The 16,206-nt window shown below is 62.5% G+C and carries 17 protein-coding genes; 4 read left to right on the forward strand and 13 right to left on the reverse strand.

The window, feature by feature from the left end; all coding sequences use genetic code 11:
- Window positions 1–33 precede the first annotated feature (33 nt).
- Window positions 34–765, forward strand: coding sequence for a 4-hydroxy-tetrahydrodipicolinate reductase (dapB, locus tag EOE18_RS03715; RefSeq protein WP_127706347.1), 732 nt, complete (start codon window positions 34–36; stop codon window positions 763–765).
- A gap of 286 nt (window positions 766–1,051) precedes the next feature.
- Window positions 1,052–1,699 (forward strand): endonuclease III, encoded by a 648-nt coding sequence (gene nth, locus EOE18_RS03720; protein WP_127706349.1) that lies wholly within the window; start codon window positions 1,052–1,054, stop codon window positions 1,697–1,699.
- 147 nt (window positions 1,700–1,846) lie between these two features.
- On the opposite strand, the gene EOE18_RS03725 is transcribed toward nth, so the two are convergent.
- From EOE18_RS03725 to rpmH, 8 genes are all read right to left on the reverse strand, one after another.
- Complete coding sequence (locus EOE18_RS03725) at window positions 1,847–3,154, reverse strand: dicarboxylate/amino acid:cation symporter (protein ID WP_127706351.1); 1,308 nt, start codon at window positions 3,152–3,154, stop codon at window positions 1,847–1,849.
- Window positions 3,155–3,269: 115 nt separating this feature from the next.
- Window positions 3,270–4,448, reverse strand: a complete 1,179-nt coding sequence (dapE, locus tag EOE18_RS03730; RefSeq protein ID WP_127706353.1) for a succinyl-diaminopimelate desuccinylase — start codon at window positions 4,446–4,448, stop codon at window positions 3,270–3,272.
- A gap of 70 nt (window positions 4,449–4,518) precedes the next feature.
- Window positions 4,519–5,463 carry a S1/P1 nuclease gene (locus EOE18_RS03735; RefSeq protein WP_127706355.1) on the reverse strand — a complete coding sequence of 315 codons (945 nt, stop codon included), beginning with the start codon at window positions 5,461–5,463 and terminating at the stop codon, window positions 4,519–4,521.
- A 158-nt stretch (window positions 5,464–5,621) separates the two neighbouring features.
- Window positions 5,622–6,251, reverse strand: a complete 630-nt coding sequence (yihA, locus tag EOE18_RS03740) for a ribosome biogenesis GTP-binding protein YihA/YsxC (protein WP_220445967.1) — start codon at window positions 6,249–6,251, stop codon at window positions 5,622–5,624.
- Window positions 6,252–6,280: 29 nt separating this feature from the next.
- Window positions 6,281–8,026 carry a membrane protein insertase YidC gene (gene yidC / locus EOE18_RS03745; RefSeq protein ID WP_127706359.1) on the reverse strand — a complete coding sequence of 582 codons (1,746 nt, stop codon included), beginning with the start codon at window positions 8,024–8,026 and terminating at the stop codon, window positions 6,281–6,283.
- A 46-nt stretch (window positions 8,027–8,072) separates the two neighbouring features.
- Entirely contained in the window at window positions 8,073–8,282 is a 210-nt protein-coding gene (yidD, locus tag EOE18_RS03750; RefSeq protein WP_127706361.1) for a membrane protein insertion efficiency factor YidD, read from the reverse strand.
- A complete protein-coding gene (rnpA, locus tag EOE18_RS03755) occupies window positions 8,279–8,764 on the reverse strand; it encodes a ribonuclease P protein component (protein ID WP_425464280.1) in 486 nt (161 codons plus the stop codon). Before rnpA ends, yidD begins: the two co-directional genes overlap by 4 nt.
- Before the next feature lie 80 nt (window positions 8,765–8,844).
- On the reverse strand, window positions 8,845–8,979 hold the full coding sequence (gene rpmH, locus EOE18_RS03760; RefSeq protein ID WP_018075531.1) for a 50S ribosomal protein L34: 135 nt from the start codon (window positions 8,977–8,979) through the stop codon (window positions 8,845–8,847).
- A gap of 247 nt (window positions 8,980–9,226) precedes the next feature.
- Between rpmH and EOE18_RS03765 the strand changes: the two genes are divergently transcribed.
- The gene (locus tag EOE18_RS03765; RefSeq protein ID WP_127706365.1) at window positions 9,227–10,735 is read left to right on the forward strand and encodes a YifB family Mg chelatase-like AAA ATPase; all 1,509 of its coding nucleotides are present in this window, start codon (window positions 9,227–9,229) and stop codon (window positions 10,733–10,735) included.
- Here EOE18_RS03765 and EOE18_RS03770 read toward each other — a convergent pair.
- The 5 genes from EOE18_RS03770 to galE form a co-directional block, all read right to left on the reverse strand.
- Window positions 10,732–12,438, reverse strand: a complete 1,707-nt coding sequence (locus EOE18_RS03770; RefSeq protein WP_127706367.1) for a type I secretion system permease/ATPase — start codon at window positions 12,436–12,438, stop codon at window positions 10,732–10,734. The genes EOE18_RS03765 and EOE18_RS03770 overlap by 4 nt on opposite strands.
- 114 nt (window positions 12,439–12,552) lie before the next feature.
- The gene (locus tag EOE18_RS03775) at window positions 12,553–13,278 is read right to left on the reverse strand and encodes a peptidylprolyl isomerase (protein WP_127706369.1); all 726 of its coding nucleotides are present in this window, start codon (window positions 13,276–13,278) and stop codon (window positions 12,553–12,555) included.
- Between the two features lie 17 nt (window positions 13,279–13,295).
- The gene (locus tag EOE18_RS03780) at window positions 13,296–13,949 is read right to left on the reverse strand and encodes an HAD family hydrolase (protein ID WP_246027242.1); all 654 of its coding nucleotides are present in this window, start codon (window positions 13,947–13,949) and stop codon (window positions 13,296–13,298) included.
- Window positions 13,950–14,076: 127 nt separating this feature from the next.
- Window positions 14,077–14,202: a type B 50S ribosomal protein L36 gene (gene ykgO / locus EOE18_RS03785; protein ID WP_008069451.1), complete on the reverse strand. Its 126-nt coding sequence runs from the start codon at window positions 14,200–14,202 to the stop codon at window positions 14,077–14,079.
- A 122-nt stretch (window positions 14,203–14,324) separates the two neighbouring features.
- Complete coding sequence (gene galE / locus EOE18_RS03790; protein ID WP_127706373.1) at window positions 14,325–15,329, reverse strand: UDP-glucose 4-epimerase GalE; 1,005 nt, start codon at window positions 15,327–15,329, stop codon at window positions 14,325–14,327.
- A 167-nt stretch (window positions 15,330–15,496) separates the two neighbouring features.
- Between galE and EOE18_RS03795 the strand changes: the two genes are divergently transcribed.
- Window positions 15,497–16,186, forward strand: coding sequence for a DUF4136 domain-containing protein (locus EOE18_RS03795; protein WP_246027243.1), 690 nt, complete (start codon window positions 15,497–15,499; stop codon window positions 16,184–16,186).
- Window positions 16,187–16,206 lie beyond the last annotated feature (20 nt).

Genomic DNA, 16,206 nt, shown 5'->3' on the forward strand with positions numbered 1-16,206 from the left:
TGCCGCATGAGCGGGCCAAATGGAGGCATCAGCATGAGCAGCAGAATCGGCATTATCGGCAGCGCAGGACGCATGGGCCGCGCCCTTTCCGAAGCGGTGGTGGCCGCAGGGCAGGAACTGGCCGGCGGGATCGACCGTGGCGAAGACCCGACCGCACTGGCGACCAAATCACAGGTTTTGATCGACTTTTCCTCGCCCTCCGCGCTGGAGGCCAATCTGGATGCGGCCGTGGCGGCGGGCATCCCCATTCTGGTCGGCACCACCGGCCTTGAAGAGCGCCACCACTGGCTGCTCGATCAGGCCTCGCAATCGATCCCCGTTCTGCAAACCGGCAACACCTCGCTGGGCGTCAATATGCTGTCCTTTCTGGTCGAGGAAGCCGCCAAGCGTCTGGGCGAGGATTGGGATATCGAGATCGTGGAAACCCATCACCGCATGAAGGTCGATGCCCCTTCGGGCACGGCGCTGTTGCTGGGCCAAGCCGCCGCCAAGGGGCGCGAAGTGGCCTTGGCCGACGTATCGGTCAGCGGCCGCGATGGCATCACCGGTGCGCGCGAATCGGGCACCATCGGCTTTGCCGCCCTGCGCGGCGGCAGCGTGGCGGGCGACCACACCGTCCATTTCCTCGCCGATAACGAGCGCCTCTCCTTCTCCCACCTCGCCGAAAACCGCGGCATCTTCGCCCGCGGCGCGGTCAAGGGTGCGCTGTGGCTGATCGGCAAGCCGGTTGGGCGTTACGGGATGCGGGAGGTGTTGGGGCTGTAAGATTTGCCTCCGGCGGGCGTTTTGGTGCCTCCGGCGGGCAAAGGGACTCGTCCCTTTGCAATCCCGATAATGGGTATCGCCTGCTAACTTGCGCATGGCCGAAACCTCTAAAATTGAAAGCCTGCGGCGCTGGGTAGCGCTACTCCGCCGCGCCGCAGGCTATACATTCCTTTACGCTGCCCCGTGAGGCCAAAGCGCTACCCCTTTATGGGATTGCAAAGGGCCCCCGCCCTTTGCCCGCCGGAGGCATCTTGCCGCCCCAACAGAACCACGCCATACCACCCCCATGAACCGCGCCGCCATTTTCGAATTCTTCCGCCGCCTGGCCGAGAACAACCCCGACCCGCAGACCGAACTGGAATTTGGCAACACCTATCAATTGCTGGTGGCGGTAACGCTGTCGGCGCAGGCGACCGATGTGGGGGTGAACAAGGCGACGCGGGCGCTGTTTGAGCGGGTCAAGACGCCGCAGGATATGCTCGATCTGGGCGAAGATGGGCTAAAGGAGCATATCAAGACGATCGGCCTGTTCAATTCCAAGGCCAAGAATGTGATGGCCATGGCCGAGATATTGGTGCGCGACCACGGCGGGGAAGTGCCTGCCGACCGCGATGCTCTGACCGAGTTGCCGGGCGTGGGGCGCAAGACCGCCAATGTGGTGCTCAACTGCGCCTTTGGCATGGAGACCTTCGCGGTGGACACGCATATTTTCCGCGTGGCCAACCGCACGGGCATGGCCAAGGGCAAGACCCCGCTGGCGGTGGAAAAGGGGCTGGAGAAGAAAGTTCCCCAACCCTTCCGCGTGGGGTCACACCATTGGATGATCCTGCATGGCCGCTACATCTGCAAGGCGCGAACGCCCGAATGCTGGCGCTGCGATGTGGTGGACCTTTGCGGGTTCAAGCAAAAGGTGCTGGAGAAGAAGAAAGGGTGAGCCCCCCATACTACCTTTAATGGTTGGCCCAAAAAGCGCCGCAGGCCTTCAAATCCCTAAAGCCAGATCTTTGAGGCCGAAGCGCAACCCATGAAAGGGATTGCCAAGGGACGAGTCCCTTGGCCCGCCGGAGGCACCTTCAAAACCTTACTGCCCCTCCTCCAAATGCAAGCCCCTACGCCCATGCTCGGGCGTATCATGCGGGGTTTCCGGCAAAGGCGCATCGGGGTCCAAAGGCGGCTGCAACATGCCCTCTGCGCGGCAGACAACGGCGGTGGCCACCGCATTGCCAAACACGCTGGTGCCCGAACGGCCCATGTCGAGGAACGTATCGATCCCCAGCAACAGCGCCACGCCTTCCACCGGCACATGGAACTGGTTGAGCGTCGCGGCGATCACCACCAGGCTGGCGCGGGGCACACCGGCAATGCCCTTGGACGATACCATCAGCGTCAACAGCATCAGCACCTGCTGCTCAAAGCTCAAGTGGATGCCATAGGCCTGCGCGATGAACAGCGAGGCAAAGCTGGTATACATCATCGAGCCGTCGAGGTTGAAGGCATAGCCCAAAGGCAGCACAAAACCCGAAACGCGGCGCGGCACGCCGAAACGGTCCAAAGCCTCGAACATGCGCGGCAACGAAGCCTCGCTGGTGGCGGTGGAGAAAGTGATCAGCACCGGCTCGCGCACATAGCGGACCAGCATCAGGATACGCTTGCCAAGGAACAGGCTGCCCGCAGCGATCAGGATCAGCCAGAGAATGGCCAGCCCCGCATAGAATTCACCGGCCAACACGCCATAGGTAACGATAATGCCCAGCCCCTTTTGCGCCACGATCGAGGCCGAAGCGCCAAACACCGCCAGCGGCGACACCGCCATCACATAGGCCGTCACACGCAGCATCATCTGCACCACCGCCTCGGCAAATTCGACGATGATCCGGCCCTTCTCGCCAATCGCGCTGAGGCCTACGCCGCAGAACACCGAGAAGACCAGAATTTGCAGCACATTGTTGGTGGCCATCGAATCGAGCGCGCTGGTCGGGAAAATTTCCAGCACGAAATGGCGCAGCGTCAATTCCTTGGTCGCCAGTTCCACCCCCGTGGCCGCCACCGCATTCACGCCCACGCCCGGCTGCCACCAATTGACCAGCACCATGCCCAGCAACAGCGAGATAAAGCTGGCCGAGAGGAACCATGCCATCGCCTTGGCCCCAATCCGGCCCAGCGCGGTTGAATCGCCCATGCCCGCAATGCCGGTGATGATGGTCGAGGCGATCAGCGGCGCGATAATCATCTTGATCAGGCGCAGGAACACATCGGGCAAAAGCTTGAGATAATCGGCCCATGCTGCCAGCGCAGCATCACCCGCATCATAGGAGGAATGCAGCACATAGCCCAGGCCAATGCCCAGAATGAGGCCCAGAATCAGGAATTGCGTCAGACGCTGGCGCATCTTGGATAATCTCCGAATTAAAGGACTGCGCTAGCAATCCCCCAGACGCGGAGCAATAGGGTCGCGGAGCAACAGGGCCGGATTGCGTATCAGCCGCTTTTCCGCTCCCCGCCCGTCAAATGGCCGCCAGCCCCGCTAAAGTGATCCGCGTGAAAATCCGCTGCAAGGCTTCCAGATCGGCAATCGCCACCGCCTCGTCCTTCTTGTGCATCGTCGCGTTGCACAGGCCGAACTCGATCACCGGCGCCAGATTTTTGAGGAAACGCGCGTCCGACGTGCCGCCGCTGGTGGACACTTCCGCGTCCAGCCCCGTCTCCGCCTTGATCGCCGCCAGCACCAGATCGGAAAAGGCACCGGGCGGCGTCAGGAAAGCCTCGCCCGAAATCACCGGCCGCACGCTGGCGCCATGGCGCTCGGCAATGGCGGTCACCAGATCGGACAGGCTTTGCCCCGTGTGCAGGTCGTTGAAACGGATCGAGATACGCGCGCTGGCCTTTTGCGGGATGACATTGGTCGCCTTGTTGCCACAGGCAATGTCGGTCACTTCCAGATTGCTGGGCTGGAACCAGTCGGTGCCCTCATCCAGCTTGATCGCTTTCAATTCGGCCAGCAGCGCCACCAGACGGGTGATCGGATTATCGGCCAGATGCGGATAGGCGACATGGCCCTGCGTGCCCTCCACCTCGATCCACATATTGACGCTGCCGCGCCGCCCCACCTTGATCATATCGCCCAGGCGGTGAACCGAGGTCGGTTCGCCCACCAGAATGAGATCGGGGCGGATATGGGCGGCATTCATATGGTCGATCAAGGCCAGCGTGCCATGGGTGGCCACGCCTTCCTCGTCACCGGTGATGATCAGGCTGACCGTGCCCGCCTCCTGCGGCACATCGCGCAGGGCGGCGATAAAGGCGGCGACCGAGCCCTTCATATCCACCGCGCCGCGCCCATAGAGCAATTCGCCCGTTTCGGGCGTGCCGCGCCGCGTGGGGGCGAAAGGTCCGCTGGTCCAGCCTTCACCGGGCGGCACCACATCGACATGGCCCGCATAGGCAAAATGGCGGGTGCCCGCAGGTCCGCGCCGGATCGCGAACAGGTTCTCCACCGGCCCATCGGGCGCCTCACCCGCCTGAAAACGATGCACGGCAAAGCCCATGGGCGCCAACATCTGTTCCAGACAGTCAAACACCATGCCCGTGGCGGGGGTCACGCTAGGGCAGGCGATCAGGGCTTCGGTCAAGCCCGCCACATCGGCGGCGGGGTCAACCAGACGGGATGTTACCAATTCGCTCATGCAACAAGCCTAGCAAAGGCTTGGCCCACTGACCAGCATGACAAGAAGGGAATTGCGCCATGCCGGTTATTTAGGAGCCCAGCGCTTCCTCCATCAAGCGCGCCAGACGCAGGCCTGCGCGCAGCAGGCGGTCCGAAGCCAAGGGCACATCCTTGTCCAGATCGGCCTCGGACACGGTCACTTCCTTGGGCGTCTTGTCCTCCGGCCCCACCACTTTGCCGAAAACCTGCGGGTAAACGACATCATGGGCCAGCTTCCAGCTTTCCTGCGCCCAATCGGGCACTTCGCCCGTGGCCAAACCCGCCTTTTCGGCAGGGCTATAGGCGCGCACCGCCGGCAGTTTGCCCGCCTTACGCGCACGTTCCACAATGTAATTGTCCCACATCCAATGCAGCGTCAGCGGGGTCGGCTTGGCGCTGACCACGGTGGGGGGCGTGGTGTTGATAATATAGGGCTCACCCGCGATATTGCCGACGATCACCCCATTGCCGCCCGCGTCATGGGCATGTTCGGCGGCATGCAGAGGCTGGTGCAAATCGCCCACAAAATGGACCAGAAAGGCCAGCGCTTCCAGACGCTGGGCCGCAGGCAGGCTGGCATCGGCCAGAATGCGCTTGGCGCGCGGGATCTGGGCGGTAACGCAATTGCCATAGGAGCAATTGGCCTTCATGTCGAAACCGCTGCCGGTCACATCGCTATCGTGGAAATGCCAAGGGAACGTATAGCCCCAGCGCCAACCCTGCGCCCGCATGCAATCGGGCCAGACCGAGGCATCGGCAATATCCTTAACCGGACAATTGGGGGTGCCCAAACCGCTCTCGGCCTTCATCAAAGCCGCCACCTGCGCCTGCGCCTTGGGCGAGACATTGGCCAGCGCGATATTGGCGATGGTCTTGTGCCCCGTCTCCCCCCAGGCCAGCGCGGGCGAAGCCCAGCCCACGGCCAGAGCGGCCACAGCAGACAGAACGGAACGAAGCGGAGAGGCCGACAGGCGGCGAAGCTGTTGCGAGATCATGGGCACAGCTTGTAACCTTGTTCGGTTACATAAAAAAGGTGGCCAAATTGCGCTGGCCAGCTTTTCGCTCAGAAAGCGGCACCGGCCCGCTCCCCCTGCCCTGCCACCCATCGATGATACCGCAAGGTTGTCAGGGCAGGGGAAACGGGCCTAAGCCTTCAAACTTCCGCATCCCCCAGCACTGCTGCACGGATCTCGGCAATGCCCAGCCCCGTCTCGCTGGAGGTGATCATCACCTCGGGGTAAGCGGCGGAATGTTTGCGCGCCTCCGCAATCACCTTGGCGTGGACTTCGGCCAATTCGCTGGCCTTCACCTTATCCGCCTTGGTCAGCACCAGACGATAGCCCACGGCGGCCCCGTCCAGCATTTCCATCATTTCCAGATCTGGCGGCTTCACCCCGTGGCGGCTGTCGATCAGCACCAAAGTGCGCTTCAACACCACGCGCCCGCGCAGGAATTCGCGCACCAGCTTCTTCCACTGCTCCACCACCTTGGGCGGCGCCTTGGCATAGCCATAGCCGGGCATGTCCACGAGGCGGAAGTCGGGCAGTTCGCCCGAGATCCCGCCCACTTCAAAGAAGTTCAATTCCTGCGTCCGGCCCGGCGTCACCGAAGTGCGCGCCAGAGACTTGCGCCCCGTGATCGCGTTCAGCAGCGAGGATTTCCCCACATTGGAGCGGCCCGCAAAGGCCACTTCGGGCACCACCGGATCGGGCAGGAATTTGAGCGCCGGCGCGGACAGGAGGAAGTCCACCCGCCCCGAAAAGAGCTTGCGGGCGCGTTCCATCAACGCTTGCTGGGTGGCTTCTTCTTCAGTCACTTCTTGGCCTTGTCTTTCAGCGGTGCCGGAGCGGCAGCCGCAGCCTTCATCTGGGGATGACGGCTATAGAGATATTTCTGCTGGGCAATCGTCAGCAGGTTGGACGTGATCCAGTAGAGCAGCAGACCCGAGGCGAAAGGCGCCATGATGAACATCATCATCCAGGGCATGATCGACATCACCTGCTGCTGCGCGGGATCGGGCGCGGCCGGTTGCAGCTTGAACTGCAGCCACATGGTGATGCCCAGCAACAGACCCAGCAAACCGATCGTCAGGAACGAAGGCGGCGTGAAGGGCAGCAGGCCGAACAGGTTGAGGATATACATCGGATCGGGCGAGGACAGATCGCGGATCCACAGCGCAAAGGGCTGGTGGCGCATGTCGATCGACACCATCAGCACCTTGTACAGCGCGAAGAACACAGGGATCTGCAGGAAGATCGGCAGACAGCCTGCCAACGGGTTCACACCCTCTTCCTTATACAGCTTCATGGTTTCTTCCTGAAGCTTGGCGCGGTCGTCCTTGTAACGCTCCTGCAAAGCCTTCATCTTGGGCTGGATCGCCTTCATGGCGGCCATGCTCTTGAACTGGCGCTGGGCGACAGGGAACATGATGCCGCGCACAATCGCGGTCAGACAGATGATGGCCACGCCGAAATTGCCGACAAATTTGAACAGCGAACGCAGCAGCCAGAAGATCGGCTTTTCAAACCAGCGGAACCAGCCCCAGTCAATCGCCAGACCGAAATTGGCAATGCCGGTCGCTTCATAGCGGTCGAGGACGAGGCTTTCCTTGGCACCGGCAAACAGACGGGTGCTGCGCGCGGCATTCTGGCCGGGGGCGACGATCTGCGGTTGATAGACCACGTCGGCGCGGAACAGGCCATTGCCAAGGCTGCGGAAATCGCTGCTGGCCACGCCGGATTCGGGGATCAGCGTGCTCATCCAGTAAATGTCGGTAAAGCCGATCCAGTCCAGCTTGCCCGCGCCAGCCACCAGACCCTTTTCGGCCACATCACTATAATTGGGGTCAAACTTCACCGCGCCATCAAAGGCGCCAAACGGGCCGGAGTGGATGTTCCACGAATCGACGCTGGCGGTCTTTTCCGTGCGACGGATCAGGCCAAAGGGCGTCACGCTGACCGGAGCTGCACCGGCATTGATCACAGCCTGCTTGGCGCTGATCATGTAATCGGCATCGATGGCATAGGTGATAGTAAAGGTCTGGCCGGTGGCATTGGCCCAGCTCAGCGTCAACGGCGTCTGCGGGGTCAGCTTGGCACCGGCGGGCACGGTCCAAACCGTGTTGCCATCGGGCGTCTGTACACCCTGTCCTACCCAGCCCAGCTGCGCGAAATGTTCGGCAGGCGTGCCAGCGGGCGAGAAGAGACGGACCGGCTTGCTATCCTTTTCCACCGTCTGCTTGTGGCGGTTGATCGACAGGTCATCGACCACCGCACCAACCAGATTGATCGAGCCCGACAGGCCCGGCGCTTCCACCGGCACACGCGCGCCAGCGTTCAGATCAGTGTTGAGCGCCTTGGCCTCCACCGCCTGATCGACCACGCTGGTAAGGCCGCCTTCACGGGTGGGCTTGGCGCTGGCGGTGGGGGTCGGGCTGGCAACAGCGGCAGGCTTGGGCTTGCCCGCATCGGGATAGAAATAGCGGATCGCCGCATCCCAGCCAAACAGCAGAAGCCCGGTCAGCAGCATCGCAATCATCATATTGCGCTGGTTCTTCACGCGTATTTCCTCAAGCCAGACATCATAACAACAGATTTAACGGGAATCAGGGCACCGGATCATAGCCGTGCCCACCCCATGGGTGGCAGCGCAATAGACGCTTCGCCGCCAACCATCCACCCTTAATCGCGCCATATTTCTGCAGCGCCTGTATGGCATAGGCCGAGCAGGACGGCGCATAGCGGCAGGATGGAGGCAGAATGCGCGATGGCCCCCATTGCCACAGGCGGGCGATGAAGATCAGCGCATATTTCACGCGCCAGACACCGTGGGTTGAGGCGCTTTGGGCTTACCCGCGGCCTGCCCGCCACGACCTTTCAGCCTTGGCCCCTTGCGCGGCGGATCGCCCTTGCCAGCCCGCGCCCGTTCCAGCGCCACCAGCAATTCGGCGCGCAACAGGGCAAAGTCACGCTCTACCCCGCCCTCGCGCCCGATCAGCACATGGTCATGCCCCGCCAGCCCATGCTGCGGCAAGACTTCACGCACCAAAGCGCGAAAGCGCCGCTTCATCCGGTTGCGCACCACGGCATTGCCGATTTTCTTGGTAACGGTAATGCCGAAACGGGCCGCATCGCCGCCATTGGGGCGCACCTGCAACACCAAACCGGCGCGGGCGATTCGCAAGCCTTTATTGGCGGCCAGAAAGTCTGCGCGGCGGGTCAGCACTTGCAGCTTGAGCGGCAAGGTTTGAGCATCAGCCTCTTTGACCAGCACATCACCCATGGACGCACTACCCATCAACAAGCGCCCCACCAACAAAGATGGGGCCGAAGGCATAGCCTCCGGCCCCGTCTTTACACCGTGATCGAACGAATCGATCAGGCCGACAGGTTCTTGCGGCCACGTGCGCGGCGGGCGCGCAGCACCTTGCGACCACCAACGGTCGCGGTGCGAGCACGGAAGCCGTGACGGCGGGCGCGGACGAGCCGGCTGGGCTGGAAAGTGCGCTTCATTGTCAAAACCCTCGAATTGCGTTGACCGGCGTTTGATCCGGATTGCGTTGATTGACGCAGTCCTGCGCCAGATACACCATAGCATCGCTGCCAAGGCGTGAAGCGGCGCCAGTATGGGATGCGCGCTCCAGAGTCAAGGGATTCGCGTTAGCTCGTCCCCCTTCACGGGCGCCCCTTTCCATTTCCCGCTCGACAAAGTCAAGAATAGGTAGAAATACTTGGCAAAACAGCATGAGAGGATGTGGCCATGGTGGCTCTGGTGCAAACCGTCGCCTATCTGGGACTGGATGCCCGTGCGGTAGAGGTGCAATGCCAATTGGCCGCTGGCCTGCCCGGCTTCCATCTGGTGGGCCTGCCGGACAAGGCGGTGAATGAAAGCCGCCAAAGGGTGCAGGCCGCGCTGACCGCGATGGGATTGGCGCTGCCGCCCAAGCGGATCATCGTCAATATGTCGCCCGCCGATCTGCCCAAGGAGGGCAGTCATTACGACCTGCCCATCGCGCTGGCCCTGCTGGCGGCGATGGGGGTTTGCGATGGCGAACAATTGCAGGATTTTCTGGCGGTGGGCGAATTGTCGCTCGACGGGCGGATTGTCGGCTCGCCCGGCGTGTTGCTGGCTGCCATGCATGCAAGTGTCCGCGATCTTGGCCTGATCTGCCCCGCCGCCCAAGGACCAGAGGCGCGCTGGGCCGCAGGCGTGCCGGTGGTGCCCGCGCCCGACCTGGCCAGCCTGCTCGCCCATTTGAAAGGCGCGCAAGTGTTGAGCCCGCCCGCCATGGGCCAAGCCGAACCGCCGGCGGCAGGGCCGGATTTGAAGCAGGTGAAGGGGCAGGAAACCGCCCGCCGCGCTTTGGAGATTGCCGCAGCGGGGTCGCATAATCTGCTGATGGTCGGTCCACCCGGCGCGGGCAAATCGCTGCTCGCCTCCTGCCTGCCCAGCATCCTGCCCCCGCTCAGCCCCGCCGAGGCACTGGAAGTCTCGATGATCGCCTCGGTCGCGGGCACATTGGAAGGCGGGCGGATCAGCCGCAACCGCCCCTTTCGCGCGCCGCACCACAGCGCCAGCATGGCCGCGATGACCGGCGGCGGATTGCGCGCCAAACCCGGTGAGGTCAGCATGGCGCATCTGGGCGTGCTATTCCTTGACGAATTGCCCGAATTCCAGCGCGCGGTGCTCGATTCGCTGCGCCAGCCTCTGGAAAGCGGCGAGGTCAGCGTGGCCCGCGCCAATGCCCATGTCACCTATCCGGCCCGCGTTCAATTGATTGCGGCGATGAACCCCTGCCGCTGCGGCCATCTGGGCGATGCCTCACTGGCCTGTTCGCGCGCGCCGCGCTGCGCCGCCGATTACCAGAGCAAGGTTTCAGGCCCCCTGCTCGACCGCATTGACCTGCATGTAGAGGTTGATCCGGTCCGCGCCGTCGATCTGGCCCTGCCCGCGCCCAAGGAAGGCAGCGCGCAAGTGGCCGCCCGTGTGGCCAAAGCCCGCGCGATCCAGGCCGAAAGGTTGGCTGGCACCGCCATGCGCAGCAACGCCGATCTGGACGGGGACGCGCTGGAGGCCTTTGCCACGCCCGAAACACCCGCGCAGGAACTCTTGCTGAAAGCTGCCGCCACGATGAACCTGTCGGCGCGTTCCTATACGCGCATCCGCCGCGTGGCGCGCACCATCGCCGATCTGGCAGGCAGCGAGTGTATCACCCGCGCCCATATGGCCGAAGCCCTATCCTACCGCCGACAAGCCCCCAGAGCTTAAACCGCAGGCGCAGGCAAGAGATGCGGCACCATCCGCTCCTTGGGACCAAAGCCGACGATCCGGCCCTCCTGCATCAGCACCACCAGATCCATCGCCTGCAAGATCGAGGCGCGATGCGCCACGGCAATCACAATCGCGCCGCGCGCCCGCGCCTGACGGATTGCGCCCATCAGCGCCTGATCGCCTTCCTCGTCCAGATTGGAATTGGGCTCGTCCAGCACGATCAGAAAAGGATCGCCATACAGCGCGCGTGCCAACGCAATCCGCTGCTTCTGCCCGCCCGACAGCGTCTGCCCCTCGCGCCCGACCGGCGTGTTATAACCCTTGGGCAGTTTCAGGATCAGATCATGGACACCAGCCGCCTTGGCCGCCTCCACCACCGCATCGGACGTGGCCTGCGGGTCAAAGCGGGCAATGTTCTCGGCCACCGATCCTTCCAGCAGTTCAACATTCTGCGGCACATAGCCGATCTGGCGGCCCCATTCCTGCACCGGCCATTGCTCGATCGCCGCGCCATCCAGACGCACATGGCCATCGGCCAAGGCCCAGACGCCGGTGATCGCGCGCACCAAGGTCGACTTGCCGCAACCGCTCGGCCCCAGAATGGCCACGCCCTCGCCCGCTTTGACGAGCAGGCTCACCCCGCGCACGGTGGGCTCGGTGCTGCCTGGAGGGCCCAACGTCACGCTTTGCAATTCCAGCTTGTTGGTCGCGGCGGGCAACCATTGCAGGCTCTCGGTATCGGGCATTTCGCCCAACCATTTATGCAGCCGCGCCCAGCTTTGCCGCGCAGAGATAAAGCCGCGCCAATTGCCGATAATGCTTTCCAGCGGCGCCAGCGCGCGTGATGACAGGATCGAACTGGCAAAGATCACCCCGCCGGTCGCCATCTGCTTCATCACCAGCAGCGCGCCCACCGTCAACACCGCCGATTGCAGCACCATACGGCTGATTTTCGACAGGTTGCCCATGCCATTGACCACCGCCGACAAACGCCCCTGCGCGGCCAGCATCGTCTGGCTGGTGGCGACCCAGCGGTCGCCCATGCGTTGTTGCATGCCCATGGCGGTGAACACTTCGGCATGGCGGCGCGCGGCCTCGGCCTCCAGCAAGCGGCGCGTGTTCCATTCCATCAACTGGGCGGAAGGCTCCTTGGTCATTTTTTCGACCAGATAGGTGATAGCCACCAGAATCGCGCCCCCCACCAGCACCGTAATGCCCAGATAGGGATGCAGCAGGAACAGCACCGCGATAAAGAACAGCATCCAAGGCATATCGACCAAAGCCGATGGTCCCGCGCCCGACAGAAAGCTGCGCAACTGGTCCAGATCGCGCATCGGCTGTGTGGCATCGCCCGCCGCCTGTTTACGCCCCAGCATGATGATCAGCGCATGGACATCGCGGTTGAGGTCCACGTCCACCGCATTGGCGAAATGGATCAGCAAGCGGCTGCGGATGAAATCCAGCACACCCTGAAACACATAGGCCACCAGCACCAGCACCGCCAGACCAAACAGGGTCGGCACGCTGCGACTGGGCAGCACCATGTCGTAAACCATCATCATATAGAGCGAGCCGGACAGCAGCAGCACATTAAGCGCAACGCTGAGCACGCCAATCCCCACCATCGCCTTGCGGCTATCGCGCAGGATGGCTTTCAATTTTTCATGCTGTTCGGGCGGGGCGGCAGGCTCTGTGGTCATAACAGTCTCTTATCACACCCAAATGATGACAAAGCAGCGCAGCCTGCCAAGGGAAACTCCGCAATCATGGCTAGCGGCAGGCAAGGCTGCGTCAACCATGATTGCATCCGGCGTTCAAGGCGCGGACGGGGTAACCAAGGGCAAAGGCTGTGGCAGAGGCACACGGCGCACGCTCAACACCTTGACCGGCGTGGCCAGCATCTGGCCCTTCAAAGCCCCTTCGCCCGCCTCGGGATCGCGGGGGGTGTCCCAGATCTTGCGCACCACATCCATGCCATCGACCACATGACCAAAGGCGGCATAGCCTGCCTGAATTTCCGGATCGCTCGATTTGGGATCGGCGTCCAAAGCCTCCAGATCCGACAGCATGATCGAGAAATCCCCCGTCGCCGTACCGGGCGCAAGGCGAGCCAGCGATATCGTGCCAGCCTTGTGCAGCACGCCGGTCTGGCTGGTCGGCTCATGGGCGACAGGCGGCAAGACCTTGCGCGGATCGCCCCGCACGCCCGCCTGAATCAAACCATTGGGCGGATCACCCCAGGGCAGATGCATGGAGCGATAAAACGCCATGCCGTCAAAACGCTTGCTGTCGACATAGCGCAGGAAATTGCCGGTGCTGATCGGCGCTTTCTTGCCTTCCAGATCCAGCGTGATCACGCCCAATTCGGTGGTGATCGCCACACGCTCGATTTCATGAAACGGGATGGCGGGGGGTAAGGGCATGGGCGCAGGCGGCTTGGCCTGCACCACTTTGACAATCACACGGCGGGCAGGCGCAGCGGAGGCAGGCGCAGCGACCAGCGCCATAACGGCCAGCGAGGCAGCGATTCGCATCAACATATCCGGTCCCTTCGCCTTCAGATCAAACCACGCCCGCGCAAATCCTGCGCCAGCGCCTCTGCGCCATCGACAAAATGATGCGTGTGCCAGCCCAAAGCCTTGGCCGTGGCAATATTGTCGGCATTATCATCAATAAACAGCATGGTTTCGGGCGCATGGCCAAAACGCTGCGCCGCCAGATGGAAAATCGCCGGATCGGGCTTGATCAGCTTCTCATGGCCCGACACCACAATATCGCGAAAATGGTCAAGCACAGGGAAAGTGGGACGAAACATGCCCCAAGCATCCACCCCGAAATTGGTGATGCAATAAAGCGGCACGCCCTTGGCGGCCAAAGCCTCCACCAGATCCGCCGTGCCATCAACCGGCGCAGGCACGGTTTCCAGCCAGCGCGGGGCATAGGCCTCGATCAACGCGCGCTCATCAGGATATTCCGCCACCAGTTCAGCGATCATATCGGCAAAGGGGCGCCCCGCATCGTGCTGGGCATGCCAGCTTTCAGTCACCACGTTGGACAGAAACCAATCGAGCCGCGCCGAATCGGGGATCAACTTTTCATAGAGATTGGCGATTCGCCATTGCACCAGCACGCGGCCAATATCGAACACCACCACACTGGCCTGCGCTACACCCACCGATCCACCTTTCCTGTCGAGGCGCGGGCGGGGCACATAAACGCCATCGGCCCGCTTTCCCTTTTGCGTATCAACCCCATAGCGGGTGACACACAAGAGGGAAAGCGGGCCGATCGATCAATCCTGCAGGGCCGTTACAGCCCCGCAAAACCAACAGCAGTCCTTAGCCCTGACGAGCCTTGAAACGACGCTGGGTCTTGTTGATCACATAGGTGCGGCCGCGACGACGGATCACGCGGTTATCCCGGTGGCGGTCCTTCAGCGACTTCAGGCTGTTGCGAATCTTCATGGTTCTACTCTTGAATAAGCGCTGGTGGCGAAAAGCCCGGAGGGTATTCGCCGCCGGAAATGGAAGCTGGGCCGATAGTCAGGCATGGGGGTAAAGTCAACCCTCGCCCCGGCCATCAAGCCTTAACCATGGCCCAATTCGCCCAATTTCCGCTCCCACGCAAGGGCATGGGCGACAATAAGGTCCAGATCATCATAGCGCGGCACCCATGGAACAGTGGATTTGATGCGCGCATTGTCGGAAATCAGCGAATCGGGGTCGCCTGCGCGGCGGCCCTGAATCACGCGGTTGATCTGACCGCCGGTCACACGGTCCACCGCATCGAGCACTTCCAGCACCGAAAAGCCGCGCCCATAGCCGCAATTCATGGTCAGATTGCGCTCCGGCTGCGCGATGAGCGCCTCCAGCGTCAGCAGATGCGCCTGCGCCAAATCGGAGACATGGATATAGTCACGAACCCCCGTGCCATCGGGCGTGGCAAAATCACTGCCGAACACGCCCACGCTCTCGCGCTTGCCCAGCGCCGCTTCCACCGCCACCTTGATCAGATGGGTCGCGCCAGCGGTCGACTGGCCGGTGCGCGCCTGCGGATCGGCGCCTGCCACATTAAAATAGCGCAGGGCGCCGTAATTGATGGGATGCGCCGCCGCGACATCGGCCAGCATGATTTCCGTCATCAGCTTGGACATGCCATAGGGGTTGATCGGCTGCTTGGGGCTATCTTCCTGCACCGGCGAGACTTCGGGAATGCCATAAGTCGCCGCAGTCGAGCTGAAGATAATATGCTTCACCCCACCAGCCACCGCAGCCTCGATCAGATTGCGGCTGTTGGCGGTGTTGTTGCGATAGTATTTGAGCGGGTTCTCCACCGATTCGGGCACCACCACCGATCCTGCAAAATGGAGGATCGCCTGCGTGCCCTGCTCAGCAAAGATCTGCGCCAGCAGCGCGCTATCGGCAATATCGCCTTCATAGAAGGGCACGCCTTCGGGCACGGCAAAGCGGAAACCGGTGACCAGATTGTCCACCACCGCCACCGGCCAACCGGCATCCTGCAAGGCCAGCACGGCATGGCTGCCGATATAACCGGCGCCGCCAGTCACCAGAACGGGAATCTTGTCAGTCATGCGTGGTGCTTCCATGTGTCTATTTTAGGTGAATTGGCAAAGGAATGGCCTGCACCGATGAAGAATTCAAGAAGATAGTCCCCACAGGTTCAGCTTGCGGCAAGGCTATGGCTCGCACAAGTCCGGCTTGCGGCACCCCTGTGATCTCGTGAAAGCTGACTTTACCTATGATTCGCCCCATCCGATATGCCATGGCCCTGTTGCCGCTTGCCGCCGCCGCATCGCCCGCTTTGGCCCAACCGGGCTGGGGCGGTGGCTGGGGCGGCTTTGGCCCTTCTCGTTTCGACAGCCGCATGGTCCAACGCGACGACCGCGAGGGCCGCGTGGATGCCGAAAGGTTCATGGCCGATGGCGCGGGCCCTGCGCTCACCTCCACCGCGCAGGCCCCGATTGCAGTGGCGGTGCAAACGCTGGCGGGCAGCACCACTTCGGGGCGCGAACAGGCCACTTTCGAGGCGGCGGTGATCGATCAACTGGCCAAGGCGGGCTATGACACCACCCGCCCCGATGCCACCGGCGGGCAAATCGTGGAAATCACCGTCACCCGCGACCAGCTGGAACCCGCCGAGGAAAAGCGCAGCCCGATTTCCGGCACCGCCACGATGGGCGTTTCCAATCGCGGCTCGATGATGGGGCTGAGCCTTGCCTATGATGGCACCAAGCCATTGGGGGCGCTGATCTCGACCAATATGGAAATCCGCATCCGCGACCGGTTGAGCGGCAAGGCCTTGTACGAGGCCCGCGCCCGCATCGCCACGCGCGAAGGGTCGAGCAAATGGAATGACACGGCCATTTCCACCCGTCTGGCCGCAGCCCTGTTCGAACGCTTCCCCTCCTCCTCGCCCATCAGCCGCTGAAACTTCACGCTTGCCTAAAT

It is taken from the genome of Novosphingobium umbonatum, assembly GCF_004005905.1.
GTDB lineage: Bacteria > Pseudomonadota > Alphaproteobacteria > Sphingomonadales > Sphingomonadaceae > Novosphingobium > Novosphingobium umbonatum.